Annotated in this window: 25 protein-coding genes; 13 read left to right on the top strand and 12 right to left on the bottom strand. The window is 67.4% G+C overall.

Annotated elements, in window-relative coordinates:
* Nucleotides 1–71: 71 nt before the first annotated feature.
* From OQF71_RS01985 to OQF71_RS01965, 5 genes are all read left to right on the top strand, one after another.
* Nucleotides 72–455 (top strand): hypothetical protein, encoded by a 384-nt coding sequence (locus OQF71_RS01985; RefSeq protein ID WP_280585469.1) that lies wholly within the window; start codon nucleotides 72–74, stop codon nucleotides 453–455.
* A 96-nt stretch (nucleotides 456–551) separates the two neighbouring features.
* Nucleotides 552–833 carry a ubiquitin-like small modifier protein 1 gene (locus tag OQF71_RS01980; protein ID WP_280585468.1) on the top strand — a complete coding sequence of 94 codons (282 nt, stop codon included), beginning with the start codon at nucleotides 552–554 and terminating at the stop codon, nucleotides 831–833.
* A complete protein-coding gene (locus OQF71_RS01975) occupies nucleotides 830–1,192 on the top strand; it encodes a hypothetical protein (protein ID WP_280585467.1) in 363 nt (120 codons plus the stop codon). The genes OQF71_RS01980 and OQF71_RS01975 overlap by 4 nt, the downstream gene beginning before the upstream one ends.
* Complete coding sequence (locus OQF71_RS01970) at nucleotides 1,192–1,611, top strand: hypothetical protein (RefSeq protein WP_280585466.1); 420 nt, start codon at nucleotides 1,192–1,194, stop codon at nucleotides 1,609–1,611. The genes OQF71_RS01975 and OQF71_RS01970 overlap by 1 nt, the downstream gene beginning before the upstream one ends.
* 74 nt (nucleotides 1,612–1,685) lie before the next feature.
* Nucleotides 1,686–2,405, top strand: a complete 720-nt coding sequence (locus OQF71_RS01965) for a fumarylacetoacetate hydrolase family protein (protein ID WP_280585465.1) — start codon at nucleotides 1,686–1,688, stop codon at nucleotides 2,403–2,405.
* A 420-nt stretch (nucleotides 2,406–2,825) separates the two neighbouring features.
* Here the strand turns inward: OQF71_RS01965 and OQF71_RS01960 are convergent, their stop codons facing one another.
* The 4 genes from OQF71_RS01960 to OQF71_RS01945 all read right to left on the bottom strand — a co-directional run bounded on the left by OQF71_RS01960 (nucleotide 2,826) and on the right by OQF71_RS01945 (nucleotide 7,623).
* The gene (locus OQF71_RS01960; RefSeq protein ID WP_280585464.1) at nucleotides 2,826–4,046 is read right to left on the bottom strand and encodes a DUF418 domain-containing protein; all 1,221 of its coding nucleotides are present in this window, start codon (nucleotides 4,044–4,046) and stop codon (nucleotides 2,826–2,828) included.
* 84 nt (nucleotides 4,047–4,130) lie between these two features.
* A complete protein-coding gene (locus OQF71_RS01955; protein ID WP_280585463.1) occupies nucleotides 4,131–5,201 on the bottom strand; it encodes a Gfo/Idh/MocA family oxidoreductase in 1,071 nt (356 codons plus the stop codon).
* A gap of 86 nt (nucleotides 5,202–5,287) precedes the next feature.
* Complete coding sequence (locus OQF71_RS01950; RefSeq protein ID WP_280585462.1) at nucleotides 5,288–5,737, bottom strand: hypothetical protein; 450 nt, start codon at nucleotides 5,735–5,737, stop codon at nucleotides 5,288–5,290.
* Between the two features lie 140 nt (nucleotides 5,738–5,877).
* The gene (locus tag OQF71_RS01945; RefSeq protein WP_280585461.1) at nucleotides 5,878–7,623 is read right to left on the bottom strand and encodes a thiamine pyrophosphate-binding protein; all 1,746 of its coding nucleotides are present in this window, start codon (nucleotides 7,621–7,623) and stop codon (nucleotides 5,878–5,880) included.
* Between the two features lie 154 nt (nucleotides 7,624–7,777).
* Here OQF71_RS01945 and OQF71_RS01940 point away from each other — a divergent pair, with 154 nt between their 5' ends.
* From OQF71_RS01940 to OQF71_RS01930, 3 genes are all read left to right on the top strand, one after another.
* Nucleotides 7,778–8,542, top strand: coding sequence for a sugar phosphate isomerase/epimerase (locus OQF71_RS01940; RefSeq protein WP_280585460.1), 765 nt, complete (start codon nucleotides 7,778–7,780; stop codon nucleotides 8,540–8,542).
* 213 nt (nucleotides 8,543–8,755) lie between these two features.
* Nucleotides 8,756–8,995: a hypothetical protein gene (locus OQF71_RS01935; protein ID WP_280585459.1), complete on the top strand. Its 240-nt coding sequence runs from the start codon at nucleotides 8,756–8,758 to the stop codon at nucleotides 8,993–8,995.
* Complete coding sequence (locus OQF71_RS01930) at nucleotides 8,995–9,549, top strand: adenylate kinase (protein WP_280585458.1); 555 nt, start codon at nucleotides 8,995–8,997, stop codon at nucleotides 9,547–9,549. Before OQF71_RS01935 ends, OQF71_RS01930 begins: the two co-directional genes overlap by 1 nt.
* A 76-nt stretch (nucleotides 9,550–9,625) precedes the next feature.
* Here the strand turns inward: OQF71_RS01930 and OQF71_RS01925 are convergent, their stop codons facing one another.
* The 5 genes from OQF71_RS01925 to OQF71_RS01905 all read right to left on the bottom strand — a co-directional run bounded on the left by OQF71_RS01925 (nucleotide 9,626) and on the right by OQF71_RS01905 (nucleotide 15,447).
* On the bottom strand, nucleotides 9,626–11,515 hold the full coding sequence (locus OQF71_RS01925) for a DEAD/DEAH box helicase family protein (RefSeq protein WP_280585457.1): 1,890 nt from the start codon (nucleotides 11,513–11,515) through the stop codon (nucleotides 9,626–9,628).
* A gap of 96 nt (nucleotides 11,516–11,611) precedes the next feature.
* Entirely contained in the window at nucleotides 11,612–12,331 is a 720-nt protein-coding gene (locus tag OQF71_RS01920) for a hypothetical protein (protein WP_280585455.1), read from the bottom strand.
* Nucleotides 12,332–12,473: 142 nt separating this feature from the next.
* On the bottom strand, nucleotides 12,474–13,442 hold the full coding sequence (locus tag OQF71_RS01915) for an aldo/keto reductase (protein WP_280585453.1): 969 nt from the start codon (nucleotides 13,440–13,442) through the stop codon (nucleotides 12,474–12,476).
* Nucleotides 13,443–13,511: 69 nt separating this feature from the next.
* Nucleotides 13,512–14,564 carry a TrmB family transcriptional regulator gene (locus tag OQF71_RS01910; protein WP_280585452.1) on the bottom strand — a complete coding sequence of 351 codons (1,053 nt, stop codon included), beginning with the start codon at nucleotides 14,562–14,564 and terminating at the stop codon, nucleotides 13,512–13,514.
* A 142-nt stretch (nucleotides 14,565–14,706) separates the two neighbouring features.
* Entirely contained in the window at nucleotides 14,707–15,447 is a 741-nt protein-coding gene (locus OQF71_RS01905) for a PAC2 family protein (protein WP_280585450.1), read from the bottom strand.
* A gap of 125 nt (nucleotides 15,448–15,572) precedes the next feature.
* Here OQF71_RS01905 and OQF71_RS01900 point away from each other — a divergent pair, with 125 nt between their 5' ends.
* Together OQF71_RS01900 and OQF71_RS01895 are read left to right on the top strand one after the other, a co-directional pair.
* Nucleotides 15,573–16,724, top strand: coding sequence for a mechanosensitive ion channel family protein (locus OQF71_RS01900; protein ID WP_280585449.1), 1,152 nt, complete (start codon nucleotides 15,573–15,575; stop codon nucleotides 16,722–16,724).
* Between the two features lie 67 nt (nucleotides 16,725–16,791).
* On the top strand, nucleotides 16,792–18,429 hold the full coding sequence (locus OQF71_RS01895) for an MATE family efflux transporter (protein ID WP_280585448.1): 1,638 nt from the start codon (nucleotides 16,792–16,794) through the stop codon (nucleotides 18,427–18,429).
* A gap of 27 nt (nucleotides 18,430–18,456) precedes the next feature.
* Here OQF71_RS01895 and OQF71_RS01890 read toward each other — a convergent pair whose 3' ends face one another.
* A complete protein-coding gene (locus OQF71_RS01890) occupies nucleotides 18,457–18,684 on the bottom strand; it encodes a flagella cluster protein (RefSeq protein ID WP_280585446.1) in 228 nt (75 codons plus the stop codon).
* An 89-nt stretch (nucleotides 18,685–18,773) separates the two neighbouring features.
* Complete coding sequence (locus OQF71_RS01885) at nucleotides 18,774–19,595, bottom strand: hypothetical protein (RefSeq protein ID WP_280585445.1); 822 nt, start codon at nucleotides 19,593–19,595, stop codon at nucleotides 18,774–18,776.
* A gap of 226 nt (nucleotides 19,596–19,821) precedes the next feature.
* Here OQF71_RS01885 and OQF71_RS01880 point away from each other — a divergent pair, with 226 nt between their 5' ends.
* The 3 genes from OQF71_RS01880 to OQF71_RS01870 all read left to right on the top strand — a co-directional run bounded on the left by OQF71_RS01880 (nucleotide 19,822) and on the right by OQF71_RS01870 (nucleotide 25,324).
* Nucleotides 19,822–20,976, top strand: coding sequence for a hypothetical protein (locus OQF71_RS01880; RefSeq protein ID WP_280585443.1), 1,155 nt, complete (start codon nucleotides 19,822–19,824; stop codon nucleotides 20,974–20,976).
* A gap of 143 nt (nucleotides 20,977–21,119) precedes the next feature.
* Nucleotides 21,120–23,372, top strand: coding sequence for an NADP-dependent malic enzyme (locus tag OQF71_RS01875; protein ID WP_280585441.1), 2,253 nt, complete (start codon nucleotides 21,120–21,122; stop codon nucleotides 23,370–23,372).
* Between the two features lie 749 nt (nucleotides 23,373–24,121).
* Nucleotides 24,122–25,324, top strand: coding sequence for an orc1/cdc6 family replication initiation protein (locus tag OQF71_RS01870; RefSeq protein WP_280585438.1), 1,203 nt, complete (start codon nucleotides 24,122–24,124; stop codon nucleotides 25,322–25,324).
* 161 nt (nucleotides 25,325–25,485) lie between these two features.
* On the opposite strand, the gene OQF71_RS01865 is transcribed toward OQF71_RS01870, so the two are convergent.
* Nucleotides 25,486–26,046, bottom strand: a complete 561-nt coding sequence (locus tag OQF71_RS01865) for a TATA-box-binding protein (protein WP_015910251.1) — start codon at nucleotides 26,044–26,046, stop codon at nucleotides 25,486–25,488.
* Between the last annotated feature and the right edge of the window lie 780 nt (nucleotides 26,047–26,826).

Raw genomic sequence — 26,826 nt, 5'->3', positions numbered from 1 at the left:
GACGAGTCCGAGACGCCGAGCGGATCGCCGGGTGAGCGGGTTTTTTGAGCGTCGCCGCCGGAGTCTTCGACATGCCTGAAATAGAACTCGGCGTGCCGCGAGGGGTCGTCGAGTCGTTGCCCGAGGAGGACGGTACCGCGGCGCAGGACATGCGTCGCGCCATCGCCGGGATCCAGTCGCGGATCAACGAGGAGATAGCGGACGCCGAACCGGCCGAGGCGGCCGAGGTCGTCGCCGACGCGGTCGAGCGCATGGAGGGGCAAGCGAGCACCTATCACGAGTTCGTCCCCGAACTGCGCGCGTGGGGGCAGTCCCCGATCTACGCGATCGCGTGGCGTAACCTCTACGTGGAGCTGATCGGACAGCTGTACGAACACGAGTGGCTCGCCGACGAACTGGGGCGGGAGCGGAACTTTCGGCTCGTCGAGGACGGGATCCGGCTCTCGGACCTGTAGGCGTCCTCGCGCATTTCTCTCGGCGATCCGCCGGTCTGGCCCTCGGGGATCCCCGCGGCCGCCCGTTTTTAAGCCGCGGGGGCCCGATAGACGGGTATGGAACTGGAACTTCGGTTCTTCGCGACGTTTCGCGAGGCCGCCGGCGGGAAGATCGTCGAGGCGGAGTTCGCCGACGGATCGAGCGTCGGCGACGTGTTGCGGGAGCTCGAGGACGAGTACGACGGGATGGCCGGTCGCCTGATCGTCGACGGCGGCCTCGCTCCGCAGATAAACGTGCTGAAGAACGGTCGCGAGGTGCTCCACCTCGACGGCCTGGAGACGGCGCTGGAGGACGGCGATCGGCTCTCGGTGTTCCCGCCGGTGGCGGGCGGCGCATGACCACCGACGGCGACTCGACGACCGTCGGCGACGGAACCGCCCACGGCGAAGCCGGCGACGGCCTCCCGCCCGCCGAGGACGGCTGGGAGCGCGAGACGGTCGCGTACCGCGGGATATCGCGGCGACTCGCGGCCCACTACCTCGTCAACCTTGGGGGAGAGCTCGTCGGCACCGACGATCCGGCGGAGGCGACCCGCGTGGACGGCGACGGGTGGCGGGTCGCGCTCAGCGCCGAGAAGGTGACAGTCACGGCCGCGATCAAGCTCACCGAGGTGACCGCCGAGTTCGACGGTGACCCGGAAGCGCTCGCGGAGCTCCTCCCGAAGTACCGGCAGAAAGCGATGCGGGCCGGGGGCTGATGGCCGACGACGAGGATCCATCGGGAGCGGGATCGGCCTCGTCGACCGACGACTACCCGATCGACGGGAGCGCGCTGGTGAAGACGGCGGCGCTCGCCAGCGTTCCCGCCGAGCGGCTCCCCTCCCTCCTCGCCCGCGTGCAGGCGGACCTGAGCCCGCGGATCGATGAGTACAGGCGACGGTACGAGCGCATCGCGACCGAGCCTGACCGCGAGACGTTCCTCGTGGAGCCCGACCACTGGGAGGGCGTGGGGGAGCGGCTGGGACTCACTGACCGCGAGCGCGACGCCGTCGCCCGCGCCCACGAGACGGCGGTGGAGCGGGCGGGCTCGGGTCAGACGCGCCGCGAGGAGTTCGAGACCGCGCTGGAGATCCGGTCGGGCGTCGTGATCGGGACCGCGGACGAGGACGACGACTAACCGCGACCGAGCGCGCCAGACGCCTCCCGACCGCGACCGACGCCTTTTCGACGGCCCCGCGTGGACGTGCCGCCATGCGACTCGCACGCTTGCTCACGCCCGACGGACCGGTCTCCGGACGCTACGAGGACGGGACGATCGTCGCCGCCGACGGCCGCTACGAGGTCGGCCGCGACGGTCGGCTCCTCCCGCCCTGCGACCCGAGCGCGCTCTACTGCGTCGGGCGGAACTACGTCGAGACGCTCGACCAGATGGAGTACGAGCGCCCCGAGGAGCCCGACTTCTTCATCAAGCCGCCGGCGAGCCTGCTCGCGCACGGGGAGTCGATCGCGTACCCCGAGTGGACCGACGAGCTGACGTACGCGGGCGAGTTGGTTGCCGTCATCGACGAGCGCTGTCGGGACCTCGACCCCGAGGACGTTCCCGAGGTCGTCCGCGGCTACACGGTGATGAACGACGTCGACGCGCTCGACCAGCAGGGGCGGACCGCGCGGAAGGCGTTCGACGGCTCCGCGCCCCTCGGCCCGTGGATCGAGACCGACGTCGACCCGACGAACCTCGATATCTCGACGACGGTCGGCGGGGAGCAGCGGCAGGACGCGAACACCGAACTGATGCTGTTCGGTCCCCACGAGATCGTTTCCTATCTCTCGGAGCGGTTCACGTTCGAGCCCGGCGACTGCGTCGCCTTCGGGAGCCCGGCGAACCCGGGGCTCGTCGAGCCGGGCGAAGAAGTCGAGATCACCTACGAGGGCGTCGGGACGCTGTCGAACCGAGTAGTCGACGAGTCGTAACTGACGGCTTAGTTGTCCATGAGCGTGCGGTGGCGCGTGCCTGCGAGGCCGCTTCGCGGCCGAGCAGCACGCGCGAGGGAGTCGCTGGCTCCCGAAGCGAAGCGGAGGGTGCCAGCGACGAGGCTGGGGAGGTGTGAGGTGCGGTTGCGGTGCGGTGGGGCCGGGACTCAAAGGGGCAGCCGCGAGGGCGGCGCAGGCGATGTAAGCACCGCAGGGAGCGAACGAAGTGAGCGACCGAGGAGCGCAGCGAGCGTGCGCCGCCCTCGCGGCTGGGGCTTTGGAGGTGGTCTCCGAGGATCCGCAGTCAACTACTTATAAGCGAGCGGCTGGGGCTTTGGAGGTGGTTACCGCGTCGCTGGCGGCAACAGAACACGAACGGAACGCGGGTCGATGGACGAAGAGCGAACGTTCGTAGTCCGATTACTCCGGATTTCGCATCGGCTGCCGCTCCCCGTACGTCAGCGTCCGCCAGACCCACTCGACGGGACCGAACCGATAGCGCTTGAGCCAGAGCACCGACAGCGTCACCTGCACGACCCAGATCGCGAGGACGATCCCGTACTGCTCGACGCGGCTCACGGAGCCGAACAGGCCGAGGCCGTGGCCGTAGAAGATCGTGGTCGCGAGCACGGTCTGGAGCAGGTAGTTCGTGAAGGCGGTCCGCCCGACCGCGGCGAAGGTCCGCGTCACGGGGCCGTCCGGGCGCCGCTTCGCGTACAGCATGACGAGCCCGAGGTAGCCGCCGGCGACGAGGAGGCTTCCGACGTAGTTGAACTGGCGCCAGTACAGCGCCGCGCCCGCGCTCCAGTCGTTGGCCTCGATGTAGGCGACGCCGGCGACGACGACTGCGACGCCGACGACCCCGCCGGTGACGAGCCGCTTATAAAACCGCGCCGAGCGCTCACCGGTCAACGCGCCCCAGCGGTACAGCGCCATCCCGAGCAGCATCACGCCGCCGACGCGCCAGAAACTGGAGCCGATGAAGCCGGTCGTCTGTCGCTGGAACGAGGCGGAGACGCGGTGGTCCATCTGTTCGATCCAGCCGCTCCGGTAGGTCGCCACCTCCTGGCGAAGCGCGGCCTCGCTCGGCGCCCACTGGGACGCGATGGCGTCGCCGCCGATGCTGACCGCGGCGAACAGCTCCGTCACGGGGACGAACAGCAGGAAGAGCCCGCCGAGCGCCGCGAGCTGTTTGGCCTCCAGATCGCGGAGCGTGATCAGGAACAGCCCCGTGAACCCGTACGCGACGAGGATGTCGCCGTACCACAGGAGGTACGCGTGCAACATGCCGATCGCGATGAGGACCGCGGTCCGCCGGTAATGGAGCCTGACCGCGGGCTGGCCCTTCTCCTCTTTGCTCTCGACGAACAGCAGGACCCCGGCGCCGAACAGCGCCGAGAACAGCGTGATGAGCTTCGACTGCGCGAACACGTGGCCGGCGAACCACGCCCAGTAGTTCGCGCCCGTGAAGTCGCCGTAGACGGTGGAATCGGCGTAGACGGTGGGGTTCAACAGCGACGCCTCGGGCATCGCGAACACCCAGACGTTGATGAGTAAGATTCCGAGCAGAGCGAACCCTCTGAGCGCGTCGAGGCTGACGATGCGTTCGGAGGGCGGGGTCGGGCCGGCGTCGCGTGTCACGAGTTGACTCTGCGGAGGGACCGCAGGACCGAATAGGTTCGGATAGCGCGAGCGCTCGACGCGCCGAACCGGCCGGCGATTCGCTCAGTCCAGCCGAACGGCCTCGCCGCGCTCCGAGGATCGGTAGATCGCGTCGATGACGCGCTGGACGGAGAGCGCCTCGTCGACCGTGTTGATCGAGGGCGCCTCGCCCGCCGCGACCGCGTCGAGGAAGGCGGCCTGTTCGGCGGCGTGGCTGTCGCTCTCGCGCGTCTCGACCTCGGTGTCGGAGAAGTGGTGCTGCTCGTCGTCGAACGCTCTCGCCTCGTGGATCGTGAGGTCGTCGCTGCCGCGGTCGAACGTCGCGCCCGCCTCCGTCCCTCGGATCACGAACTCGTCGTTCGTCGGGCGGTTCGTCGCCCACGCGACCTCCAGCGACACGGTGTTGCCGTCGGCGTCGCGGATGAACGCCGACGCGGAGTCCTCCACGTCGAACCCGTCGGCCCCGTTGTCGTCGCCCCACATGTGGACGAACGCGTAGTCGTCGCGGTCGCCGAACTCGGTGCGCGTCTCGCCCGACACCTCGACGACCTCCGGGTGACCGAGGAAGTACAGCGCCAAGTCGATGGCGTGGACGCCGATGTCGATGAGCGCGCCGCCGCCGGCGACGTCGCCCGACGTGAACCACGAGCCGCGGCCGGGGACGCCCCGGCGCCGGACGTAGTTCGCCTCGACGTGGGTCGTCTCGCCGAACCGCCCTTCGTCCTGGTACCCCTTGATCACTTGGACCGGCTCCGCGAACCGGTTGTTGAACCCGACCATGCAGAATCCCTCGGCGTCGCGGGCGGCCGCGGCGATGCGCTCCGCGCTCTCGACGGTGTGCGCGAGCGGCTTCTCCAAGAGCACGTCGAGGCCGGCCTCCAGCGCCGAGACGGCGTACTCCTCGTGGAAGCGGTTCGGCGTCGTGATCAGGACGGCGTCGCACACCTCGTAGAGCTCCGTCTCGTTCTCGTAGGCGTGGACGCCGAACCTCTCGTGGAACGCGGCCCGCGCGTCGGCGTCGATGTCCATGCCGCCGACGAGGTTCGCGCCGCGATCGGTCAGCTTCGTCGCGTGGTGGGTGCCGATCCCGCCGAGCCCGACGATGCCGACGGCGACGTCGTTCGCGTGAGTCATGGCCGGAATTCACAACGAGAGTTGTTAAGGCTCACGCTCTGGGCACAACCCGCCTCTCGACGCTGAAATCCTCTATTCCGGGCGTGTTAGAGGATGGAGAGGAGCGCCTCGAGCAGTTCTACCAAGCCGTTGACCGACCCCGCGTCGGTACCGAGGCCTTCCGCGCCGGCTCCGAGGCCTCCGTCGCCCAGCAGGAGTCGTTCGATCCGCTCGGACTCGCGGCTCCACACGAACCTGCCGAGCAGCCAGCTACTGGCGAGAAACGCCGTCGCCGCGAGCAGCCGCGATATCGCGAGTAACCGCAGAATGAGGGGCGACAGGAGCACCAACGTCGTCCCGGCCACGACGAACGTGACGGCCGATCGCAACGAGCCCGGGAGCGCCGGTTCGACCGCCCCGGTCCCGATGAGAACCGCGGACCCGCCGACGCCGAGCAACAGCGTTCCCCACACGAACGCCCCCAGTAGCCGGACTTTCCCGCCGTACCCGGAGCCGACTCCAGCCGACATGTCGTCGTGGACCCACGGATTGCGCATACGGAGGGTCGTGACCCGACCGTCATATATCTCGCTTCAGATACCCGAAACGCGAGGGGTGAAACCTTCTGGCGCGGAGTCCGTCGTCGCGAGCGGCCACGCTCGTGGTCACGGGGTCTACTCCCCTCGCAGGGGCACGGCTACTGATCCTCGCCGGCAGCGGGGTCTCGCGTCATCCACTCGCTCGCCTGCGGCTCCGCCGGGTCCGTGACGACTTCGACGAGCGCGGGGCCGTCGCGGTGCCGGGCCGCGTCGACCGCGTCGCCGACCGCGTCCACGTCTGTCACGCGCTCAGCCGAGACGCCCATCCCGGACGCGACGGCGACGAGGTCGAGGCCCGCGTCTGCCCAGCCGTACGTTCCCTCGGGGAAGCCGTACGAGCGCGACGCCTCCTCGCTGATGATCGCGTAGTCGTCGTTGTTGAGCGCGACGACGGTCACGTCGGTCCCTTCCGCGGCGAGCGTATGCAGCTCGTGCACGCACATCATGAGCCCGCCGTCACCGGTCAGCGCGACGACGTCGCGGTCGGGGTTCGCGAGCTTGGCGCCGATCGCCGACGGCAGCCCGGTCCCCATCGTCGCCCACGACCCGGGGTTGACGTACGATCGGGGGCCCGTCGCCGGGAAGGAGACGAGCGTCCAGAGCCGGAAGCCGCCGGCGTCCGCCGTGACGATCGTTTCTTCGGGGAGCGCCTCGCGGACCTCGCGGAGGACCTCGACCGACCGCGGAGGGTCACCCGGGGCGCGCTCGTCCGCGAGCGCCGCGAACCGCTCCTCGTCGGCCGACCTGACTGCTCCGGCGCGCTCGGCTCCGGATCGCGCCGCTGCCCCGTCGGCACTCGGCTCGCCGTCCGCGTCGAGTCGTTCGCCGAGCGCACGGAGGAACGCGTCCGCGTCGGCGACGACTCCGATTTCCGTCTCGTAGCCGAATCCGATGTCGTCGCCGTCGAGGGTGACGTGAACGATCCGGTCCGGCATCGAGGCCGACCACGATGCGGTCGCGACCGCGTCGAGGTCGGACCCAACGACGAGCCCGACGTCGGCCGCGCCGAGCAGCTCCCGGAGGGCCGTGCTCGACCCGCCGCAGAGCACGCCGGCGGAGAGCGGGTGAGTCTCCGGAAACGTTCCCTTCCCCTTGTACGTGGTCGCGACGGGCGCGTCGAGCGCCTCCGCGGCAGACCGGAGCGCGTCGCTCGCGCCGGCGCGTCGCACGCCGCCGCCAGCGAGGATCGCCGGGGCGTCGGCGCCGACGAGGAGTTCCGCGGCGCGGTCGACGGCCTCGGACGGCGGAGCCGGCGACGCGCTCGGCTCTCGCGTCCCGACCGCGGGCTGGGGCGTCCGGCTCGCGAGCACGTCCTTCGGGATGCCGACGCGGACCGGCCCCTGCGGGTGCTCGCGGGCGGTGGAGATCGCGTCGGCGACGGCCGGGACCGCGCCCGCGGGGGAGTCGACGAGGACGTTCTCCTTGACGACCGTATCGTACGTCTCCGGCGGCGTCTCGTGGATCCCGTCGCCGCCGCGGACCTCGCGCTCGGTCTCGACGGCGAGGTGGAGGAGCGGGACGCAGTCGTTCAGGGCGTTTTTCAGGCCGTTCATCGCGTTCATGTCGCCCGGGCCGGGGACGACGACCGTCGCCGCCATCGTCCCGGTCTCGCCCGTCTCGGCGTACCCCCACGCCTGGTGGGTGACGGCGGTCTCGTGGCGCGCGACGACGAACCGCGCGTCGCGGTCAGCGAGCGCGCGGTTGAGCGGGAGCGTCTGCTTCCCGGGGATCCCGAAGGCGACGTCGACCCCGCGGTCGAGCATGTGGTCGATGACCGCCTCGCCGACGGTCGGGGCGCCGACCGCGCTCGGATCCGTGTCGCTGGGGGCGTCGTTCGTGTCCATACCGCGAGGTCGACGGAGCGGGTGTTCAAAGCTTCGACGGCGGGGGCTCTGACCAGAGCCTCGGGCCGGTAAGGACGGGTATCCCCGGGCGGTCGCCACCGCCGCCCCCGAGAGGCACCCGAACCGATACGTTACTGGCCGAGAGACGACGGCTATGGTCGACATCGCGGTTCAGCTGTACCTGCTTCGCTCGCTCGACGAGTCGCTCCCGGAGCTGCTCGACCGAGTGGGTGCGGCCGGCTACGACGGCGTGGAGTTCGCCTACCGGGTGCGCGAGTCGCCGACCGAGGAGGTACTCGCGGCCCTCGACCGAAACGATCTGGACGCCGCGTCCGCGCACGTTCCGATCGAGGCGTTAGAGGACGTTCCGGAGGACTGGTTAGAAGGGGGGTTCGACGAGACGCTCGACTTATACGATCGGCTCGGCGTCGACACGCTCGTCGTCCCGTGGCTCGACGCGGCGCACTTCGAGGACACGGCGGCTGTCGACGCGGTCGCGACGCGGCTGGACGACCTCGCGGAGGCCCTCGGCGCGGAGGGCGTTCGGCTCGCGTACCATAACCACGATCAGGAGTTCGCGACCGTCGACGGCGACTCGGCTATCGAGCGACTGATCGACCGGACCGACGACCGGGTCGGGTTCGAGATCGACGCCGGCTGGGCGCTCGTCGGCGGGACCGATCCGGCCGGGCTGATCGATCGACACGCCGGCCGGATCACGCACGTCCACGCCAGCGACGTCGACGTCGATAGCGACGAGTCGGTCGCGCTCGGCGAGGGCGACGTGGACCTCGACGCGGTCGTCGCGAGCGCGCGGAACGCCGGCGCCGAGTGGCTCGTCTACGAGCACGACGATCCCGCCGACCCGATCTCGTCGATCGAGCGCGGGGCGGACGCGCTCCGAGAGGTGCTTCGCTGAGCGCGATGGTCCCCGGGGAGACAGCTCGGCGGGGATCCGATCACGCGCCGTTCGCCCTCGCGCCTGAACGCGTGGGAACCGGGGAGAACTCCCCGAGGAGGTTGTCTTGTGGACGGGGACCACACACGTAGCTACTTTACTACTCAGTGTCATATGGTTTGTATGCGCTTACCAGAGACCCGCGATCTGTTCGCACGGAAACTCCAGTTTCCAGTGTCACGGGAAACGGTGTTAGAGACGGTAGGGAGCACGGAGCTGTCCCCCCCGGACGGAGAGGTCACGACGATCCGAACGGTCATCGAACGGTCCGAGGTGGAGGAGTTCGATTCGGCCGACGACCTCTACGACACGTTGATGACGCTCGTCGGAGCGCGGTTCATCGGACGCAGATACTACGACGACCGCGGCGGGATGCCGCAACAGACGGACGACGAGAGCGAGGTGAGTTTCTGATGGTGGTCACGCTGGTGTCTGGAGTCACCGGTGTCGGGCTCTCCAGCGTCTGTCAGGCGGTTCGACGTGGACTCGGAGGGGAGTACAAGCTGATAAATTTCGGAGACGTGATGCTCGAACAGGCTGCGACGACCGGTATCACGACTGAACGGAAAGGCCTCGCTGAGCTCTCCCAAACGCAGACGCGCCGCCTCCAGCGTCGTGCGGGAGAGTTCATCGCTGACGAGGCGCGGACCGCGGATATTCTCCTCTCGACACACTTGGCGGTCGAAACGTCGGCCGGGTACATTCAGGGGCTACCTGCCGAAGTGCTCCACGACGTTTCGCCGACCGCGTTCGTCCTCGTGGAGGCGGACCCGGAGACGATCCTCGAACGCCGACGGGAAAGCGACCGCGAGACGCGGGAGGCCACCGAGCGCAAGATCTCCTTCGAACAGGATCTCAACCGGTCCGCCGCGCTCCAGTACGCGCGCGACCAGAACGCTCCCGTTCGGTTTATCGAGAACGAGGGCGGTATCGAAGAGGCCGCCCAGCGCATGGCTGAGACGCTGTAAGCGGGGGATATCGGTCGGTTCCCCTCACGGGACCGGACGGTTCGCTCGCCGAACGACTCCGTCACGTCGCACCGGACTACTCCGCGACGTTCGTCTCCCGAACGCGGACGCCCTTGCGCGCGAGGTGCCGCATCTGCCGCTGGGCGAACTCCTCCTCGCTGGAGCCGCGCGTCGCGAGCACGTAGACGAGCGCGGAGCCGGCGGGCCGCATCGTTCGCCCCGCGCGCTGAGACCCCTGGCGGCGGGAGCCGCCGAGCCCGCTGGCGACGATCGCGACCTCGGCGTTCGGGAGGTCGATCCCCTCGTCGCCGACGCGGGAGACGACGAGGGTGTCGAGGCCGTCGCCGTCCGAACCGGGTCTCCCTTTCTCGCCGTCGCCGCTCCCTCCGCCCTCGCGGAACCGCCGGAACAGCTCGGCGCGCTCGCGGTGCGGGGTCTCACCGCTGATGAACGGCACGCCGAGCGCGTCGGCGATCGCCTCGCCCTGATCGAGGAACTCGATGAAGACGAGCGCCTGCTTGTCGCGGTGGGCCGCGAGCAGGTATCGGATCTCCTCGATCTTCGCGGGGTTCTCGGCGGCGAGCCGGCGTCGCCCGCGGCCGTCGGCGCTGGCGTACTCGTTTTGCGCCATCTCGTCGCGCCACGGGACGTACCGGATCTCGACCTCCGGCTCCTGGACGAACCCCGCCTCGAACAGCTCGTCCCAGTCGGCGCCGATCGGCTGACCGATCAGGGTGTATATCTCCTCTTCGCTGCCGGTCTCGCGGACCGGAGTGGCCGAGAGGCCGAGGCGGTGTTTGCTCTGGAGCTCCGCCGTGCGGCTGTAGACCGGGGCGGTAACGTGGTGACATTCGTCGAAGCATATCAGCCCCCACTTCCGGGAGTCGAACAGGGAGCGGTGGCGGTCCATTCCGGCGATCTGGTAGGTTGCGATCGTGATCGGGCGGATCTCCTTTTGCCCGCCGTGGTACAGTCCGATGTCGGCCGAGTCGATCGTGGAGTGTTCGAGCAGTTCCTCTCGCCACTGCCCGGCGAGTTCGCGGGAGGGGACGAGGATGAGCGTCTCGCCCCCGACCGCCGCGATGGTCGCGATGGCGGCGACGGTCTTCCCGGAGCCCGGCGGGCCGACGTACACCCCGGAGCGGCGTTCGAGGAACGTCTCGACCCACGTCTCTTGGTACGGGCGGAGGTCGGTCGTCAGGTCGATATCGACCGGGTCGCCCACGTCGAGGTCCCGGTCGTCCTCGACCGGGTAGCCCGCGTCGTAGAGGGCGCGCTTCACTTCGGCGACGGCGCCCTCGTTCACCCACGCCTCCGTCTCCGAGATGGGTGCCCGAAGGTGGTCGTCGTCGAGGTGCTGGTCGGCGACGTTGCCCATCAGGCTCTCGGAGGCGGCCGCGAGGACGACGTAGTCGTCGTCGTGGGTATATAAGCGGAAGCGGTGCGCGCGGCGCCACTGGTCGCGGATCCACTCCTCGAGGTGCTCGAATCTGCGCGGGAGGACAGTGCGAAGGCTCGCGATGAGGTCGGCGGCGTCGTCGAACGGCGCGGCCCACACGTCCTCCTGTCGGATCCGGTAGAGGTACCCGCGGGTTCCGGGCTCCGTCCCGGTTGTGTCGACGAGGTGCGCGAACTGCGAGAGTCTCGCGCGGGTGTACTGCGTCGGGCGGTCGACGACGATCTCGCGGCGGTTCGGGAACGCGACGACGCGCTCGCGGGTCGCAAGCCGGCCCCAGTCCGTCGGGTAGAAGACGACCGGGTCGCTCTCGACGTCGAGCCGGTCCACGACGCCGCGGTCGACGAGCGCGGCCAGCGCGTCTCGGGCGGTCGACTGCGTCGTGCCGAGTCGCCGAGCGACCTCGCTGGCGGTCGCGATCGGGCGCTCCTCCGCTTCGAGCGCCTCGTGGAAGCGATCCAGCGAGAGGTCGTCGGGCCCGGATGCGTCGTCGCCGGCGTCGTCGGTCATTGGATCCGATTCGGCCGCGACGCTGAAAGGGGTAGCGTCCGCGGTCGACGACCGGCTACGGGTCGGCAGCCGACGGTGACCGGTTCGGATCGGCCGTCACCGACCAGAGCGCCCGTGACAGCCACGGGAGGTGATCGCGTCCTTCGAGCGGAACCGGCAGCCGCAGTCGGCGCACCGGACGTACGGCTCGCCGGGTTCGGTCTTCAGCCGGTGGTCGCCGACGACGAACGGCCGGGTCACCGTGCGAGGCCGGATCCGGTCCGGAATGGGCGCCGACGCCGATTCGCTGAGCGCCGCTCGCACGGTGATGGTGTCGACGTCGACGGGGTCCCACCGGCGCGCGTCGAGGGCCGCCTCGCGGTCGGCCACCTCCGTCCAGCCGGTGACGACGACGGGGGAGTTCGTCTCCGTATCACCGACGACGACGACGAATCGGACCCCGCCCTCGACGAGGGCGAACCGCCAGCCGTCGGTCCGGTTCCAGCGGAGCTGCCCTCGGCGGATCGCGTCGCTCACGGTCCGAGTCGACACGTAGCGACCGGGCTGTTCGAGGCGCTTGCGGAAGTGATCGGTGAGCGCGTAGCGCCCGGGGTCGCGAATCGGCGGGTCCTCCGCGGTTCGCGCGGCTCCGGACCGGCGATCAGACGCGGACCCGCGTCTCCGCGGATCGGTCGTCTCCGGCTCGGCGGGAAAAGGGTTTGAGCGCGCCGCGCGCCGTTCGGCCCCAGCCGGCGCGGTCGTGGACGCGGTCCGACGTTCCGTCGATCCGGGACGGGATGACTCCGCGTCTCCCGGCCCGCCTTGTCGGGATGCCACTGAGTCACCTTACAGAGCGGTCTCTTAAGTGTGTTACGCCGACACAGGGGTGCGGTCATGGGATCGGCGTCGGACGTACACGCGAAGGGCGCCCGAGCCCCCCTCAGTCCCTCCGAGCGGATCCCTCTCCGGCGGCGGCGCGCTACTCGTGGCCGGAGACCCGGACCGGCTCGTACGGCTCTTCGAGCCACTCCACGTCCGACGCCGATAGATCGACGTCGAGCGCTTCGACCGCGTCTTCCAAGTGTTCGACGCTCGACGTGCCGACGATCGGCGCGTCGACGACGTCCTTGCCGGCCACCCACCGGAGCGCGATCTGGGCCATCTTCACGCCCTTCTCCTCGGCCAGCTCCTGCACGCGGCGGTTGATCTCCTCGCCGCCGCCCTCGCGGTACGGCCGGCCGAGCGCGGTCTCGTGTTCGCCGCGGGCCGTGGCGTCGTCTTGCTCGTAGGGGCGCGCGAGGTAGCCGGCGCCGACCGGGCTCCACGGGATCATGCCGATCCCCTCTCTCTCGCATAGCGGGACCATCTCGCGCTCTTCCTCGCGATACGCGAGGTTGTAGAGGTTCTGCATCGTGACGAACCGCTCGTACCCCTCGCGGTCACTCGTGTGGAGCGCCTCGGCGAACTGGTGGGCCCACATCGAGGAGGCGCCGACGTATCGTACGTCGCCGCGGCGGACGGCGTCGTCGAGCGCGGAAAGCGTCTCCTCGATCGGCGTGTCGTCGTCCCAGCGGTGGATCTGATAGAGGTCGACCGTGTCCATCCCGAGCCGGTCGAGGCTGTTCGACAGCTCCTGTTCGATCGCCTTCCGCGAGAGCCCGCTCGAATTCGGGTTCGACTCGTCCATCTCGCCGTACACCTTCGTGGCGACGACGAAGCGGTCGCGGTCGTACTCGGTGAGCACGTCGCCGAGGATCTCTTCGCTCTCGCCGTTCGAGTAGACGTTCGCGGTGTCGAAGAAGGTGATCCCGAGCTCGATCGCGCGCTCGACGAGCTCGCGGCCTTCCTCCTCGTCGAGCATCCACTCGTGCTCGCTTCCGAAGCTCATGCAGCCGAGCGCGAGCTCGCTGACGGTCGTGCCCGTGTCACCGAGCGTCGTGTGCTCCATACTGATCGGGCGGCGGCCCGCATAATAAATCGGGGCGACTGCGCGGTCGGCGTGGAAACGAGACCCGCCTTACAGCGCCGGCGGCTCGTCGCGGCCGATGACGATCTCCTGTCCCTCGACGTCCTCCAAAGCGGCGACGCGCCCGCCGATCTCGACGCGCCCGGACGCGGTCTCGACCACCAGCGACGCAACCTCCTCGGTGTCCTCGAACGCGAGGTCGACGACGCGGCCGCGGACGGTGACCGGCTCGCCCGTCTCGATGTCGCGTCCCTCGACGGTCGCGTAGAACTCCTTGTCGGCGAACTCCCTGATGTCCTTGACGGCCCGGCGGATCGACGCGTAGCGGCGCGGGAACGGGCGCTCAGACCCGTTCGTGGCGAGCGTCTCGGCCGTCGTCCACAGCACGGTGCCGAAGAAGCCGGAGACGAGGAAGCCGAGCGCTGAGCGGTTGAAGATGACGCCGTAGCGCTCGCGGTCGTCGCGGAGCGCGTCCTGCGTGGCGTAGACGGAGTATTCTCCGTCGGCGACCGCAAGGACTGGCGTCGTGATGCCTCGTCGCGCGCGAGCGATGGTCGACACCTCAAGGTAGTCGAACTCGTCCGGGTCCGGCGCCTTCGACGCGGGGGTGACGAGCAGTTCGACGCTGACGCCCTCGGCCACCTTCTCAGCGAGGTCGTCACGGAAGCGACGGAGCAGGCCGGGAGTCAGAGAGACGGCGAGCTCGTACTCCGCGCCGGCGATGATCTCCTCTAGGTACCGGAGGATCGTCGAGCGCGACTTCACCAGCGACACCGCCTCGGTCTCTCGGGTCGGCGCGGTGTACCGGGCCTCTAGCTCGTCGACCATCTCCGTGAACGACGACCGGAGGTCACCGAACGCGTCGTCCGGGTCGACGGCGACGATCTTCATCGGCCGCGACTCGCGCAGCTCCACGAGTCCGCGGTCCGAGAGGCTTCGCACCGTGTCGTACACGCGCGGCTGCGGGATGTCGGTCCGGTCGGCGATGTCGCTCGCCGTCAGTTCGCCGTGCTCCAACACCGCGAGGTAGGCGTCGATCTCGTACTCGCCGAGGTTGAACCGGTCCCCGACGTGATCGAGTGTGTCGCGAAGATCGTCGGTCATACCCGAGACGACGCGTTCAATGGATATAGGTTTTTACTATGAGTCGAGTTGTACGCGTTTTCAGATTCAGATCCTATCGCGGGTCGTCGGTCCGTGGGGGACGGCTCCGCGTAGGGGGCCGCCCCGTCCGGAGGGCGATACGTCACATGTACATCCGGTCGTACCCGCGTTCCGGCTCGCGCTCCTCCATCCGTTCGGCGAGCCCCTCGTAGTGCATGCGGATCTCCTCCGCGAACGACGTCAGCGGCTCGGAGTCCGCTCCGAGGTCGTAGGTCTCGTTCACCGTGTCCACGAGCCGTACCGCGGCCTCCACGTCCGGGGCCTGCGCGTGGACCGGCGTGATGAACACGCCGACGCCGAGCGGCGAGTCCATCCCTCGTTCGAGCAGCGAGGCGCTCGTCCCGTCGAGGAAGCCCGCCTCCATCGGCGGGACCGTCTCGTCCGCGAGGCGCGCATCGCGGTAGTCGTCCGTCGCGACGTAGAAGGTGCGGTGAGCGTCCGGGCCGTGCGGGATCGGTACCCCGGCCAACACCGCGATCTCCGAGACTTCGGCGCCCTCGGTCCAGTCGAGGATCGCCGTCGAGAGCAGCTTCCCGAGCGCGGGCGGAACGAACTGCTCGGCCACGAGCACGGTGACGTCGACGTCGTCCGCGGAGTACAGTCGGACCGGATGGCGCGGTCGCCCCTTCGCGAACGGGGTGATCGACGGCAGCCCCTCGATCCGGACGTGCCCGGTCTCCTCGAGGTCGAGGTCGTCGACTAGGTAGTCCACGGCGGTCAGTCCGGCGAGCCCGAACGACGAGAAGCCGGCCACGAGGACGTCGCTCGGCGCGGAGTCGTGGGTGACGCTGAAAGACGGCTGGACGGGCGGAGTCTCCGACATGATACGGGATTCGCCTGGCGGGGTGTTAGTGGTTACTCAGTCCGCGTTCGTGCGTTCACCGGCCGCCCCGCTCCCCCCGTCCTCGGGGAGAAACCCTTTTTCGGATGGGCGATAGCGAGTTGGCTATGGCACAGCCCGCGGGCGCGGCGCCGATATCGGGGACGCTCTTCGATCCGGCGCCGGGGCAGATCCTCGGTCCGGCACCGGGGCAGATCCTCGATCCGGTGGCGAACGCCGTCTCGCGGCTGGCGTCGCTCCCCGGATCCGGGATACTGTTGGTCGTCCTGTCGGTGGCGGTCGGCGTCGTCCTCTCGAAGTTCCTCGTCCGACTCATCGGGCGCCCGGTGGCCAGGCGGGTGTCGAGGCAGAGCGTCGCGCAGACGATCGTCCGCGGGGTCCGGGTCGGGACGATCGTCATGGCGTTCCTGTTCGGGCTCAGAGCCGCCGGGTTCCAGTTTACCGATCTGCTCGTCGGGACGGCGGTGTTCTCGGCCGTGATCGGTATCATTCTCGCCCCGCTCGTCGGGAACTTCATCAATGGTGTGTTCATTCTCGCGGACCAGCCGTTCGAAATCGGTGACATGATAGAACTGGAGAACGGGACTACGGGGTTCGTCGAGGACATCACGATCCGGTACACGAAGATATTCACGCTCGACAACACCTTCCTCGTCGTTCCGAACGGGTCGATGCGGGAGCGCGACGTGACCAACTTCTCGGCGGAAGACGAGCGAACGCGGCGGACAATCGACGTGCTCGTCACCTACGAGAGCGACATCTCAGAGGGTCGTCGGTTGATCGAGCGGGCGGCCCGGGACTGCGAGGCGGTGATCAACGGCGGCCCCGACATCCGGGTCGGCGTCGCGCGCTACGTCGCCAGCCCGGACTGCCGGATCCACGAGTTCGGCGACGACGGCGTGCTGCTTCGCCTCCGGTACTGGGTGAAGAAGCCGTACAAGCTCGCCAAGGTACAGTCCGACGTGAACACCCGGATCCGGGAGCGGCTCACGGACGCGGACGTCGAGATGGCGTACCCGCACCGGCACCTCGTCTTCGACGACACCTCCGGGGTCGCGCGGGTCGGCGGCCCGGACGACGGGCGACCGCCGGGGCAACGGGCGGGCGACAAGCCCGACGACGACGGGACGCGAGGCGCTCGGGCGGCCGCCGCCGACTCGCCGGTCGGTGACGAGTTCGATGGCGTGAATTTGGATGACGAGGAGTCCGCCGAGGGATCTCTCGGTCGAGACGATGTCGCGGATAGCGACGGAAACTGAGAGGGCCACAACACGCGGGCCGCCGGAACCGGAAGCCTGATTGACGGAGCCACCTATTTATAAGCCAGTGAGCGACGAGCCCTCTAAAGATCGAACAGATATCCCCCCAGAAGGCGGTGAGAGTGCCCCTGACAGTGACTCCGACCGAGCTGACGGTGACTCCGACCGGCCTGGTGATGGCTCCGACGGCGACGGCGGCGAGCGCGTTCCCGAGGAGTCGATCACCGAGGGGAGCCTGGTCAGGCCGCTGTTTCAGCTGGCGTGGCCCATCGTCGTCATCCAGCTGTTACAGGTGACCTACAACGTCGTCGACACGCTCTACCTCGGTCGGCTGTCTGCGGAGGCAGTCGGAGCGATCAGCCTCGCGTTCCCGCTCATTTTCCTGCTTATCGCCGTCGCCGGCGGATTCACCACCGCGGGCGCCATCCTCGTGGCGCAGTACACGGGGGCCGACGGCGACCGGTCGGCCGGGCTGGTCGCGGGCCAGACCATCTTCACCGTCTCCGTGCTGTCGGTGCTCATCGGGGTCGCGGGGTACTTCTACACGCGCCCGGCCTTGGAGCTCCTCCCGAGCGACCCCGACACCGCGGCGACGGTGATCCCCCTCGCGGCCGACTACATGGAGGTCATCTTCGCCGGCATCCCGCTGATGTTCGGGTTCTTCGTCTTCTCCGCGCTGATGCGCGGCTACGGCGACACCCGGACGCCGATGGCGGTGATGCTCGTCTCAGTGGTTCTGAACGTGTTCCTCGACCCGTTCCTTGTTTTCGGGTTCGCCGAGAACCCGCTGTTCGCGTGGCTCGCCGGCCTCCCGGTCGCCGCCGCCTTCGATCCGGTCGCGCTGGAGAGTTCGCTGTTCGCGGTTACCGGCTTCACCGGCTACGGGATCGAGGGGGCGGCGATAGCGACGATCTTCTCGCGGGGGGTCGCCACCGCCATCGGCATCTGGCTGCTGTTCGGCACCGGGCTGGGGCCGGCCGTCACGGTGAGTCACCTTGTGCCAGACCTGGGGTTCATCCGCGACATCTTTCGGCTGGGGCTCCCCTCCAGCGTCGAGCAGACGACCAGCGCGCTCGCGATGATCACCCTCACGGCGATGGTGGTCACGTTCTCGCCGCCGGTCGTGGCGGCGTACGGGCTCGGGAACCGCCTCATCTCGCTCGTCTTCCTCCCCGCGATGGGGCTCGGACGCGCGATCGATACGATGGTGGGACAGAACCTCGGCGCGGACCGGGCGGACCGCGCGGCGCGGTCGGTCAAACTCGCCGCCGGGACCGGGGCGGGCGTGATGTTCCTCGTCGCCGTCGTCGCGGTGGCGTTCACGGAGCCGATCGTCGGCGCCTTCCTCGGCGACGTGCCGGACGCGCCCGCCACCGTCTCGTACGCGGTCGAGTACGTTCGGGTCCGATCGGTGGAGTTCGCCTTCATCGGCGTCTCGCAGGTGATTCTCGGCGCGTTCCGCGGCGCCGGCAACACGAAGACGGCGATGGTGATCTCGATACTCACCCTCTGGGTCGGCCGCGTCGCAAGCGTGGGCTACTTGGTCTTCGTCGCCGGGTGGGGCGAGACCGGCGTCTGGGTCGGGATGGCGCTCGGGAACATCCTCGGTGCGATTATCGGCGTCGCGTGGTTCGCCCGAGGAACGTGGACCGAGCGGTACATCGGCGACCCGGAGCCCGACGTCGACGCGGCCGTCGGCGACTGAGCGATCAGATCGCTGGCGGGTGTACGATCAGTGCCGAAACAGGTGGATCGCGTCGTCGTCGCGGAGGAGACAGAACCTCGCCCCGTCGCTTTCGGGGAACGTCGTCCCCGTCTCGCGCGTGGTGAACAGCCGGTCGAAGGGGGCGTCACAGACCGGGCACGGGACATCCTTCCGATTCTCCCAGAGGCTCGTCGATCCCGTGTCCTTGAGCTGCTTCAGCGCGTGACGGTGGTCGTGGACGTCGAACCGCGGCATGGGCGTGGATCGGTGAGGGGAGAGTTGAATGTACTCCCGCGGATATCGCGTGTGATTACGCCGTGTTCGTGCTCGATGCGTTCGCGGCGTCAGGCGCTCTGGTCCGGCAGTCGGGCGCGAGCCCGTTCGATCGCTGCGTCGCCGCCGGTTCGCACGTACTCGCCGAGCGCGTCCGCAGCGTCGAGGAGCGCATCGGCGTCCGCCGCGGGAACGTCGCCGTTGAGCGCCTCGACGCGCTTTGCGCGGTCTCGGAGTCGTTCGAGGAGCTCTCTTGCCGGGGCGATTCGCGACCGCGGATCGTCGCCGGTGACTGACACCGTCGCCGTGTCCGCTTTGGCGTCGTCTCGGATCGTATCGTCCTCCGAACCCGTTCCGCTGTCTGTGTCGAGTTCGTCGAGAAACGCGAGGAGGTCACTCCGGTACTCGTCGACCGCGCGGGCTGCCGCCATCCCGCGCGCCTCGCGGAGTCGCTCGGGGACGTTCTCCGTCGCGGGGCGGTCGCCGTCGTCGGCGCCGGCCAGCAGGTCGATGAGGTACTCGCGGTCCGCATCGGCTGGGTTGCGGAGCCGGTCGTAGCAGTCGATCGCCTCCAGTAGCTCCCGAGCCGCGAGGTACGTGTCGTCGAGCGGGAGCAGCTCTCCGCCGCGGATGAATCCGCGCTTGCGGACGTACTCGCGGAGATCTGACTTGAGTTCGTCGACGCCCTCCGTCGGGAGCGTCCCCTCTGCGTCACCGAACCGAGCGCGGTGCGTCCCGAGGTTGAGCGCGGCGAGCGCGTCGGTGTGAGCCGTGCGGTCGTCGACGCCCACGCTCCGGAGACCCCCGCAATCCGGGCACTCGACGCTTCCCGTCTCGTAGTACGACCACCGGGCGCCGCACTCCTGACACTCCCGTTCGCCGCGGACCTTCATACTCGGGTGCTCGCACCGTTCGGCGTAAAGGGCTGCGGTCAGAGTGGTGAGAAATTGTGGTCGGAGCGTGGAGAAGGTGCGGTCAGAGTGGTGAGAAATTGTGGTCGAAGTGGGGAGAGATGGTGCTCGGAGCGAGGGGAATCGAGACGAAGTAGGCGGGACGGCCCGGGCTTCCGGAGCCGCTCTCCCAACATATTATATAAGCGATCCGTGAGAAGCGACGGATATGAGTTGGCACGCCGTCGGCGCCCTCGACCACGCGGTCGACGCCACGCGCCGGTTCCTGTTTCCGTTCAGCCTCGTTCGCTGGGCGAAGCTCTCCCTCCTCGTGCTCCTAATGGGCGGCGGTGGCGCAGGTGTGAACGCGTCCGTCTCCGCCGTCTCCGACGCGGGTATGACGCCGCCTCAGGGGATCGATCCGGGGTTCGGGACCGTCGATGGTCGCTTGATGATTCCCGCCGAGCTCGCGGAAGTGGTGGACCCGAGGGTACTGGCGGTCGTCGCCGTCGGAATCGTCCTGTTGGTCGCCGCGGTTTCCGTGGCGTCGCTGTCGCTGCGACTGGTCTTTTACGACGCGCTCCGAACGAACGAGGTCCGGATCTGGCGACCGTTTCTCGGGCGACTCCGCCAGTCGCTCGGCCTGTTCCTGTTCACCGCGGTACTGAGCACCGCGGCGGCGACGCCCGTCGCACTCGTTGTCCTCGTCGCGGTCGCCGCGGACACCCCGATCGGGTGGGCGCCGGTCGACTCGTTCGCCACGACGCTCGCGTCGCTGTCGGTCGGGTCGGCGGTCGCTCTCAGTGTTCTCGGAGCGGTGTTCGTCGCGGTCGCCACGCTCGCGCTCCGCTTCACCTACGAGTTCGTCGTGCCGACGATGATCGTCGAGGGGACCGGCGTGATCGGGGGATGGCGTCGGTTCTGGACGACTTTACGCGCCGAGTGGACGGAGCTTTTGATCTACCTCCTCGTCCACGTCGTCGTCTCGCTGGGACTGTCGGTCGTCGAGGGGCTCGCGGCCGTGTTCGCTTTCGCCCTCGTGGCCACGGTCGCCGGTCTCGCGCTCCTCCTCGTGGCCGTCGCGCTGGGCGGGCTTGGCGCGTTGGTCGGGACCACGGCGGGGGTGTCGGCGCTCGCGTTCGTGGCACTCGCAGGGATCGCGGTCCTCGTGGTGCTCGTGTTGCCCGTGCAGGTCGTTACGCGCTCCTACCGCGTCGCCTACGAAGTCTCGACGCTCGGCGGGATCGACCCGGCGCTCGCGTTGCTCCATGCCGATCTCGATTCGGGTTTCGACTCCGATTCCGGTTCCGACTTCGGTTCCGGTTCCGACTCCGAAGTCGGCGGACGGTCGGGAGCGAAGGGCGACGACTACAACGACCGCTGAGCAGTCGGTGTCGACATCGAACGTGACACCGATACCCGAGCGGTCGGACGATTCTCCGATTTCGACGGAGAAACGTCGAACGTCGAACCACTCTTTCGACGGGTTCACATACCTTTTTACTCCGTTCCCGAATTGAGGACCACATGGGATTGGATGACGACGCGCGGGAATACCACCGTCAAGAGCCGCCGGGAAAGATCGCGATCGAGACCACGAAGCCGACGAACACGCAGCGGGACCTTTCGTTGGCGTACTCGCCCGGCGTCGCGGCGCCCTGTCGCGATATCGCCGCGGATCCCGAGTCGGTCTTCGAGTACACCGCCAAGGGGAATCTCGTCGCGGTCGTCTCGAACGGCTCTGCCGTCTTGGGACTCGGCGATATCGGAGCGTCGGCGTCGAAGCCGGTCATGGAAGGGAAGGGTGTGCTTTTCAAGCGCTTCGCCGACATCGACGTCTTCGACATCGAACTCGACATCGACGCGGTCGATCCGTTCTGCGAAGCGGTCTCCGCGATGGAGCCGACGTTCGGTGGCGTGAACCTCGAGGACATCAAGGCGCCGGAGTGCTTCGAGATCGAGGAGCGCCTCCGCGACGAGATGGACGTCCCCGTGTTCCACGACGACCAGCACGGGACCGCGATCATCTCCGGCGCCGCCCTGACGAACGCGGTCGAAATCTCCGGGAAGGACATCTCCGAGATCGAGATCGTCTTCTCCGGCGCGGGCGCGTCCGCGATCGCGTCCGCAAAGTTCTACGTCTCGCTCGGCGCCCGCAAAGAGAACATCACAATGTGTGACTCCTCCGGGATCATTACGGCCGAACGCGCCGCCAACGGCGGGGTCAACGAGTACAAGAGCCAGTTTGCCAGCGAGGGCCCCGACGGGGACCTCGCGGACGCGATAGATGGTGCCGACGTCTTTGTCGGACTCTCAGTCGGCGGGATCGTCTCGCAGGAGATGGTGCAGTCGATGGGCGACAACCCCATCATCTTCGCGATGGCGAACCCCGACCCGGAGATCACCTACGAGGACGCGAAAGCCGCCCGCGACGACACGGTTATCATGGCCACCGGACGGTCGGACTACCCGAACATGGTGAACAACGTCCTCGGGTTCCCGTTCCTCTTCCGCGGCGCGCTCGACGTGCGCGCGACGGAGATCAACGAGGAAATGAAGCGGGCCGCCGCGGAGGCGCTCGCGGAGCTGGCACGGAAAGACGTCCCGGACGCAGTCGTGAAGGCGTACGGCGACGACCCGCTCCAGTTCGGCCCGGACTACGTGATCCCGAAGCCGCTCGACCCGCGCGTCCTCTTCGAGGTCGCGCCGAGCGTCGCCGAGGCGGCGATGGAGTCGGGCGCCGCGCGTACCGAGATCGACCTCGAACGGTACCGAGAAGAACTCGAAGCGCGGCTCGGGAAATCCCGCGAGATGATGCGTGTCGTCCTCAACAAGGCGAAGAGCGACCCGAAGCGCATCGCACTCGCGGAGGGGACCGACGAGAAGATGATCCGCGCGGCCTATCAGCTCTCGGAGCAGGGTATCGCGGATCCCGTGCTGCTCGGTGACACCGACGAGATCAGTCGAACGGCCGATCGGCTCGGACTCTCGTTCCAGCCGGAGACCGTCGATCCGGAACACCGCGACGTGTCGGCGTACGGCGACCGGCTTCACGAGATCCGGAAACGCAAGGGGATCACCCGCCGGGAGGCGAACGAGCTCGTCCGGCGTGACACGAACTACCTCGGGAGCGTCATGGTGAAAGCGGGCGACGTGGACGCCATGCTCACCGGCCTGACGCATCACTATCCCTCGGCGCTCCGGCCGCCGCTACAGGTGATCGGGTCCGACGACGAGACCGACACGATCGCCGGCGTGTACATGCTCACGTTCAAGAACCGGGTGATATTCTGTGCCGACACCACAGTGAACCAGGACCCGGACGCGGAGACGCTTGCGGAGGTCACTCGTCACACCGCGGAGCTCGCGCGGCGGTTCAACGTCGAACCGCGCGCGGCGATGCTGTCGTACTCCAACTTCGGCAGCGTCGACAACCAGGGAACGCGGAAGCCCCGGGAGGCGGTCGACATTCTCCACGGCGACGATACGGTCGACTTCCCCGTCGACGGCGAGATGCAGGCCGATACGGCGGTCGTCGACGAGATCCTCAACGGGACCTACGAGTTTTCGGAGCTCGACGAGGCGGCGAACGTGCTCGTCTTCCCGAATCTCGAAGCGGGCAACATCGGATACAAACTGCTCCAGCGTCTCGGCGGAGCGGAGGCCATCGGCCCGATGCTGGTCGGCATGGATCAGCCCGTCCACGTCCTCCAGCGCGGTGACGAGGTAAAAGACATCGTCAACTTGGCGAGCGTGGCGGTTGTCGACGCCCAAGAGTAGCGGATCTCCGGTCGATTAACCCTTCTGAGTCGTTTTGAAGGAGCCTTTCGTCATTTTGTGATTCTCGCCTGCATTTGTGGTTCTCGCCCGCTTTAGTAGTTCTCGCTCGCTTTAGTAGTTCTCGCTCGCTTTAGTAGTTCTCGCCCGCAGTTCAATCCCCACGGTCGCATTCGTTCTCGTACAGCGGAGTAACATATGGAGATAGGTGTGAGAGGACGGGAGTGAGAGGACGGGAGTATGAGGACGGGAGTATGAGGACGGAGTGACACACCGGGTTTCCGGTGAAATGGGGGAGCGTGGCAGGTGCGGTCGGGTCGGATTTCTATATTTCCGGTGGATCACTGATTTCAACTTCAGCTTTTTCATAAAGAGTTATACCTTGGTTTAGAGTATATCCCAATAAGCTACCTAGTAGAGAGACTTCTCTCTCGGTAGTAGAGAGGGTTTTCATCGGAAACGGGAGCGGCTAATCAGGTTTTTATGGGCTTGAAACCCTCGTCTCTGGTGTGAGAGGTCGTGGAATGGACACCGTATTTCCGGTGAATTGGAGGGCGTAATGGATTCTGTCATTCCGTATCGTCTCTGCTCGACCCGCATTGCGTCCCCGTTCTCGGTTTCCTTCTCAGTTACCCCATAGAACACCACCCCCCACAGTGCCCATTTCACCGGAAACCCGGTGTGTGTCTCGATCCTCCTTCCGCGCACGATCGAAACGGAACGCATTTCACCGGAAACCCGGTGTCGATCCCATGGACGCAGCGGACGACCTCTTCACTCGGGAGGACCCGATATTCACGAACAAGGAACTCCTTGAGATCAGTCATCTCCCCGGAGAAGGTCGGATCGTCGGTCGCGACGACGAGATCGCCGATCTCGCGAACGCGGTCAATCCGGCCATTTTCGGCCAGAGTCCGAGTAACGTCCTCATTTACGGGAAGACGGGGACCGGGAAGTCCCTCTGTGCAAAGTACGTCTCGAAGCGACTCGTCTCGACCGCCGGCGAGGAGGGCGTCAACGCCACCTTCGCGTACGTCGACTGCGCGCAGGATACGACCGAGACGCAGGCCGTACAGACCATCGCTGACGGCGTGAACGACCCCGACGCAACCGGGATCAACGTCCCGGACAAGGGGCTCTCGACGTCGACGTACTACAAGCGGCTCTGGCGCATCCTCGACCAGCGGTACGACGTCGTCCTCATCATCCTCGACGAGATCGACAAACTCGACGACGACGCGATCCTGATGCAGCTCTCCCGGGCGGGCGAGGCCGGGAAGATCACCGACTGTAAGCTCGGCGTCGTCGGGATCAGCAATAAGATCCAGTATAAGGACCGAATGGACGAGCGGGTCAAGTCCAGCCTCTGTGAACGCGAGTTCGTGTTCCCGCCGTACGACGCGAACCAACTCCGAGAGATCATGCAGGCGCGGGCGGACGCGTTCCACGACGACGTCCTCGACCCGTCCACCATTCCGCGCGCCGCGGCGCTCGCGGCCCGGGAACACGGGGACGCACGGAAGGCTATCGACATCCTCAGGTACGCCGGCGAAATCGCACAGGGAAACGACGAACCGACGGTCCGAGAGGAGTTCGTTACGCAGGCTCGCCAGCGCGCCGAAACGGACCGGTTCCGCGAGCTCATCCGTGGATCGACGCCACACTCCCGGTACGTCCTTCAGGCGCTCGCGCTGCTATCGCTCTCGAACGGACGTCAGGATGGCTTCCGGACCAGTCGCGTGTACGAGATTTACGAGAACATCTGCCGACAGGAGGGATCTGACAGCCTCTCGCTCCGTCGCGTCCGTGACCTCCTCAAGGAACACGCGTTCCTCGACATCATCGAGCAGTCGAAACACAGCGGTGGGAGCGCAGAGGGCAGTTACACGAAACACCAGCTACTGGAGGACCCGAGCGTCGTCAAGGACGTACTAACCGAAGACGGTAACACCTAGCCGCTCCGGCGAGACCGCTCTTTGACCCGTTTCTTCTCGCCCGAGTGTCTCCTCCGCGGTCGGTCTCGCGGAAACGGCTCCCCGAGGACCGTGCGCTGCCGGTTCGACGCCCCGTAACCGACTGAACCGATCCGATCGAGCCGATACAAGCGACTGAACGCCTAGCCGAGCAGGCCGAGTCCCTCGATCCGCTCGACGATCTCCTCAACTGCCTCCTCGGCGTCGTCGGTGCGTTTCCCACCGGTGATGACGATCTTTCCGCTACCGAACAACAGAATGACGACCTCCGGCTCGTCCATGCGGTAGACGAGCCCGGGGAACTGCTCCGGCTCGTACTCGACATCCTCCAAGCCGAGCCCGATCGCCAGCGCGTTCAGGTTGAGGTTGTGGCCGAGATCCGCGCTCGACACAATGTTCTGTACGGTTATCTCCGGGTCCTCCTCGACCGGGATCTGTAGCCCGCGGAGCTTCTCGAAGATGATCCCGAGAGCCTCGTGGACGTCGTCGATGCTCTTCGCGCCTGTACAGACGATCTTTCCCGACCGGAAAATAAGGGCGGCCGCCTTCGGCTCTTGGGTCCGGTAGACGAGCCCGGGGAAGTTGTCCGGGTTAAAATCGGCGCCCGGAAGGTCCTCGGCGAGCGCCTCCAAGTCGAGCTCTTGGCCGATCCCGGTCGATGCAACGACATTCTGGATCTCGATCGAATCAGCAGGGTTCGTCATCGTTCGCTTTTATATGCGTTCCCCTCCCTTATAAACGCCCGTGGTATAAACGACCGCTCGCTCGCCGCGTGTTTCTCATCGTCTCGTTGTCATCCGCTTGCTGGGCCATCTCCTCCAGCGGCGTTCTTTCTTCTCCAACGACGTTGTTTTCTCTTCGTTGTTTCCGTGCGCGCGCGAATGAGGCGAGGGGCTTTCATCCCGGGAGTGAGCAGATCCGCTAGGCCGGTATTCGCTGTACTCCGACTAAAGAGCGTTCGACACGTGTAGAGGACGAGTCGATCGCCGCAATCTCACAGCGATATCTCGACCAATTTAGTGACAAAATCCATATAAATTAGCGCCGATCGGCGTCGACGGCTCGACCGAACGGCTCTTAATCGAGAGCATCCACACGGCTTCGAGCCTCGACCCGTCGTGGCAACCGCTCTCATTGAAACCGCATGACGTGGCGGCGATGGTTCGACGGGGTTAAGTACAAGCCGGGGTTCGTATTGAATGCGAAGGTCCCCCGGCGTGGGGGAGAGCGGCCGGCCGCACCGCGGCCGGTCGAAGCGTTCCGACGTGCTTAAGTGTATAAGCCCGTTCAGATGAAACGCGAAGAACGCACCGCGGATTCGGGACGTTCAACTCGGCCCGGTTTCGCAGAGTCGGCTTGGCCGACTCACCGATATGAGGATTTCGCCCCCTGCGCTCCGGCGTAAGAGGAAATCTGATGTGAGCCGTGGTAGTTCGGTGTCATCCAGGTCGCTGGCTGACTCGGACACCACATAGACCATGCAA

It is taken from the genome of Halorubrum sp. Boch-26, from assembly GCF_029889805.1.
Classification (GTDB): Archaea; Halobacteriota; Halobacteria; order Halobacteriales; family Haloferacaceae; genus Halorubrum.
The sequence above is the reverse complement of the archived record's forward strand: the minus strand, read 5'-3'. Positions and strand labels throughout refer to the sequence as shown.

Excerpts from the sequence above, each read along its gene's own strand:
- OQF71_RS01985 (WP_280585469.1), top strand. The coding sequence starts at position 72 with ATGCCTGAAATAGAACTCGGCGTGCCGCGAGGGGTCGTCGAGTCGTTG.
- OQF71_RS01915 (WP_280585453.1), bottom strand. The coding sequence starts at position 13,442 with ATGGAGCACACGACGCTCGGTGACACGGGCACGACCGTCAGCGAGCTC.
- OQF71_RS01925 (WP_280585457.1), bottom strand. The coding sequence starts at position 11,515 with ATGACCGACGACGCCGGCGACGACGCATCCGGGCCCGACGACCTCTCG.
- OQF71_RS01930 (WP_280585458.1), top strand. The coding sequence starts at position 8,995 with ATGGTGGTCACGCTGGTGTCTGGAGTCACCGGTGTCGGGCTCTCCAGC.
- OQF71_RS01910 (WP_280585452.1), bottom strand. The coding sequence starts at position 14,564 with ATGACCGACGATCTTCGCGACACACTCGATCACGTCGGGGACCGGTTC.
- OQF71_RS01885 (WP_280585445.1), bottom strand. The coding sequence starts at position 19,595 with ATGAAGGTCCGCGGCGAACGGGAGTGTCAGGAGTGCGGCGCCCGGTGG.
- OQF71_RS01890 (WP_280585446.1), bottom strand. The coding sequence starts at position 18,684 with ATGCCGCGGTTCGACGTCCACGACCACCGTCACGCGCTGAAGCAGCTC.
- OQF71_RS01970 (WP_280585466.1), top strand. The coding sequence starts at position 1,192 with ATGGCCGACGACGAGGATCCATCGGGAGCGGGATCGGCCTCGTCGACC.
- OQF71_RS01980 (WP_280585468.1), top strand. The coding sequence starts at position 552 with ATGGAACTGGAACTTCGGTTCTTCGCGACGTTTCGCGAGGCCGCCGGC.
- OQF71_RS01950 (WP_280585462.1), bottom strand. The coding sequence starts at position 5,737 with ATGCGCAATCCGTGGGTCCACGACGACATGTCGGCTGGAGTCGGCTCC.
- OQF71_RS01900 (WP_280585449.1), top strand. The coding sequence starts at position 15,573 with ATGGCACAGCCCGCGGGCGCGGCGCCGATATCGGGGACGCTCTTCGAT.
- OQF71_RS01955 (WP_280585463.1), bottom strand. The coding sequence starts at position 5,201 with ATGACTCACGCGAACGACGTCGCCGTCGGCATCGTCGGGCTCGGCGGG.
- OQF71_RS01940 (WP_280585460.1), top strand. The coding sequence starts at position 7,778 with ATGGTCGACATCGCGGTTCAGCTGTACCTGCTTCGCTCGCTCGACGAG.
- OQF71_RS01905 (WP_280585450.1), bottom strand. The coding sequence starts at position 15,447 with ATGTCGGAGACTCCGCCCGTCCAGCCGTCTTTCAGCGTCACCCACGAC.
- OQF71_RS01945 (WP_280585461.1), bottom strand. The coding sequence starts at position 7,623 with ATGGACACGAACGACGCCCCCAGCGACACGGATCCGAGCGCGGTCGGC.
- OQF71_RS01875 (WP_280585441.1), top strand. The coding sequence starts at position 21,120 with ATGGGATTGGATGACGACGCGCGGGAATACCACCGTCAAGAGCCGCCG.
- OQF71_RS01870 (WP_280585438.1), top strand. The coding sequence starts at position 24,122 with ATGGACGCAGCGGACGACCTCTTCACTCGGGAGGACCCGATATTCACG.
- OQF71_RS01880 (WP_280585443.1), top strand. The coding sequence starts at position 19,822 with ATGAGTTGGCACGCCGTCGGCGCCCTCGACCACGCGGTCGACGCCACG.
- OQF71_RS01865 (WP_015910251.1), bottom strand. The coding sequence starts at position 26,046 with ATGACGAACCCTGCTGATTCGATCGAGATCCAGAATGTCGTTGCATCG.
- OQF71_RS01975 (WP_280585467.1), top strand. The coding sequence starts at position 830 with ATGACCACCGACGGCGACTCGACGACCGTCGGCGACGGAACCGCCCAC.
- OQF71_RS01965 (WP_280585465.1), top strand. The coding sequence starts at position 1,686 with ATGCGACTCGCACGCTTGCTCACGCCCGACGGACCGGTCTCCGGACGC.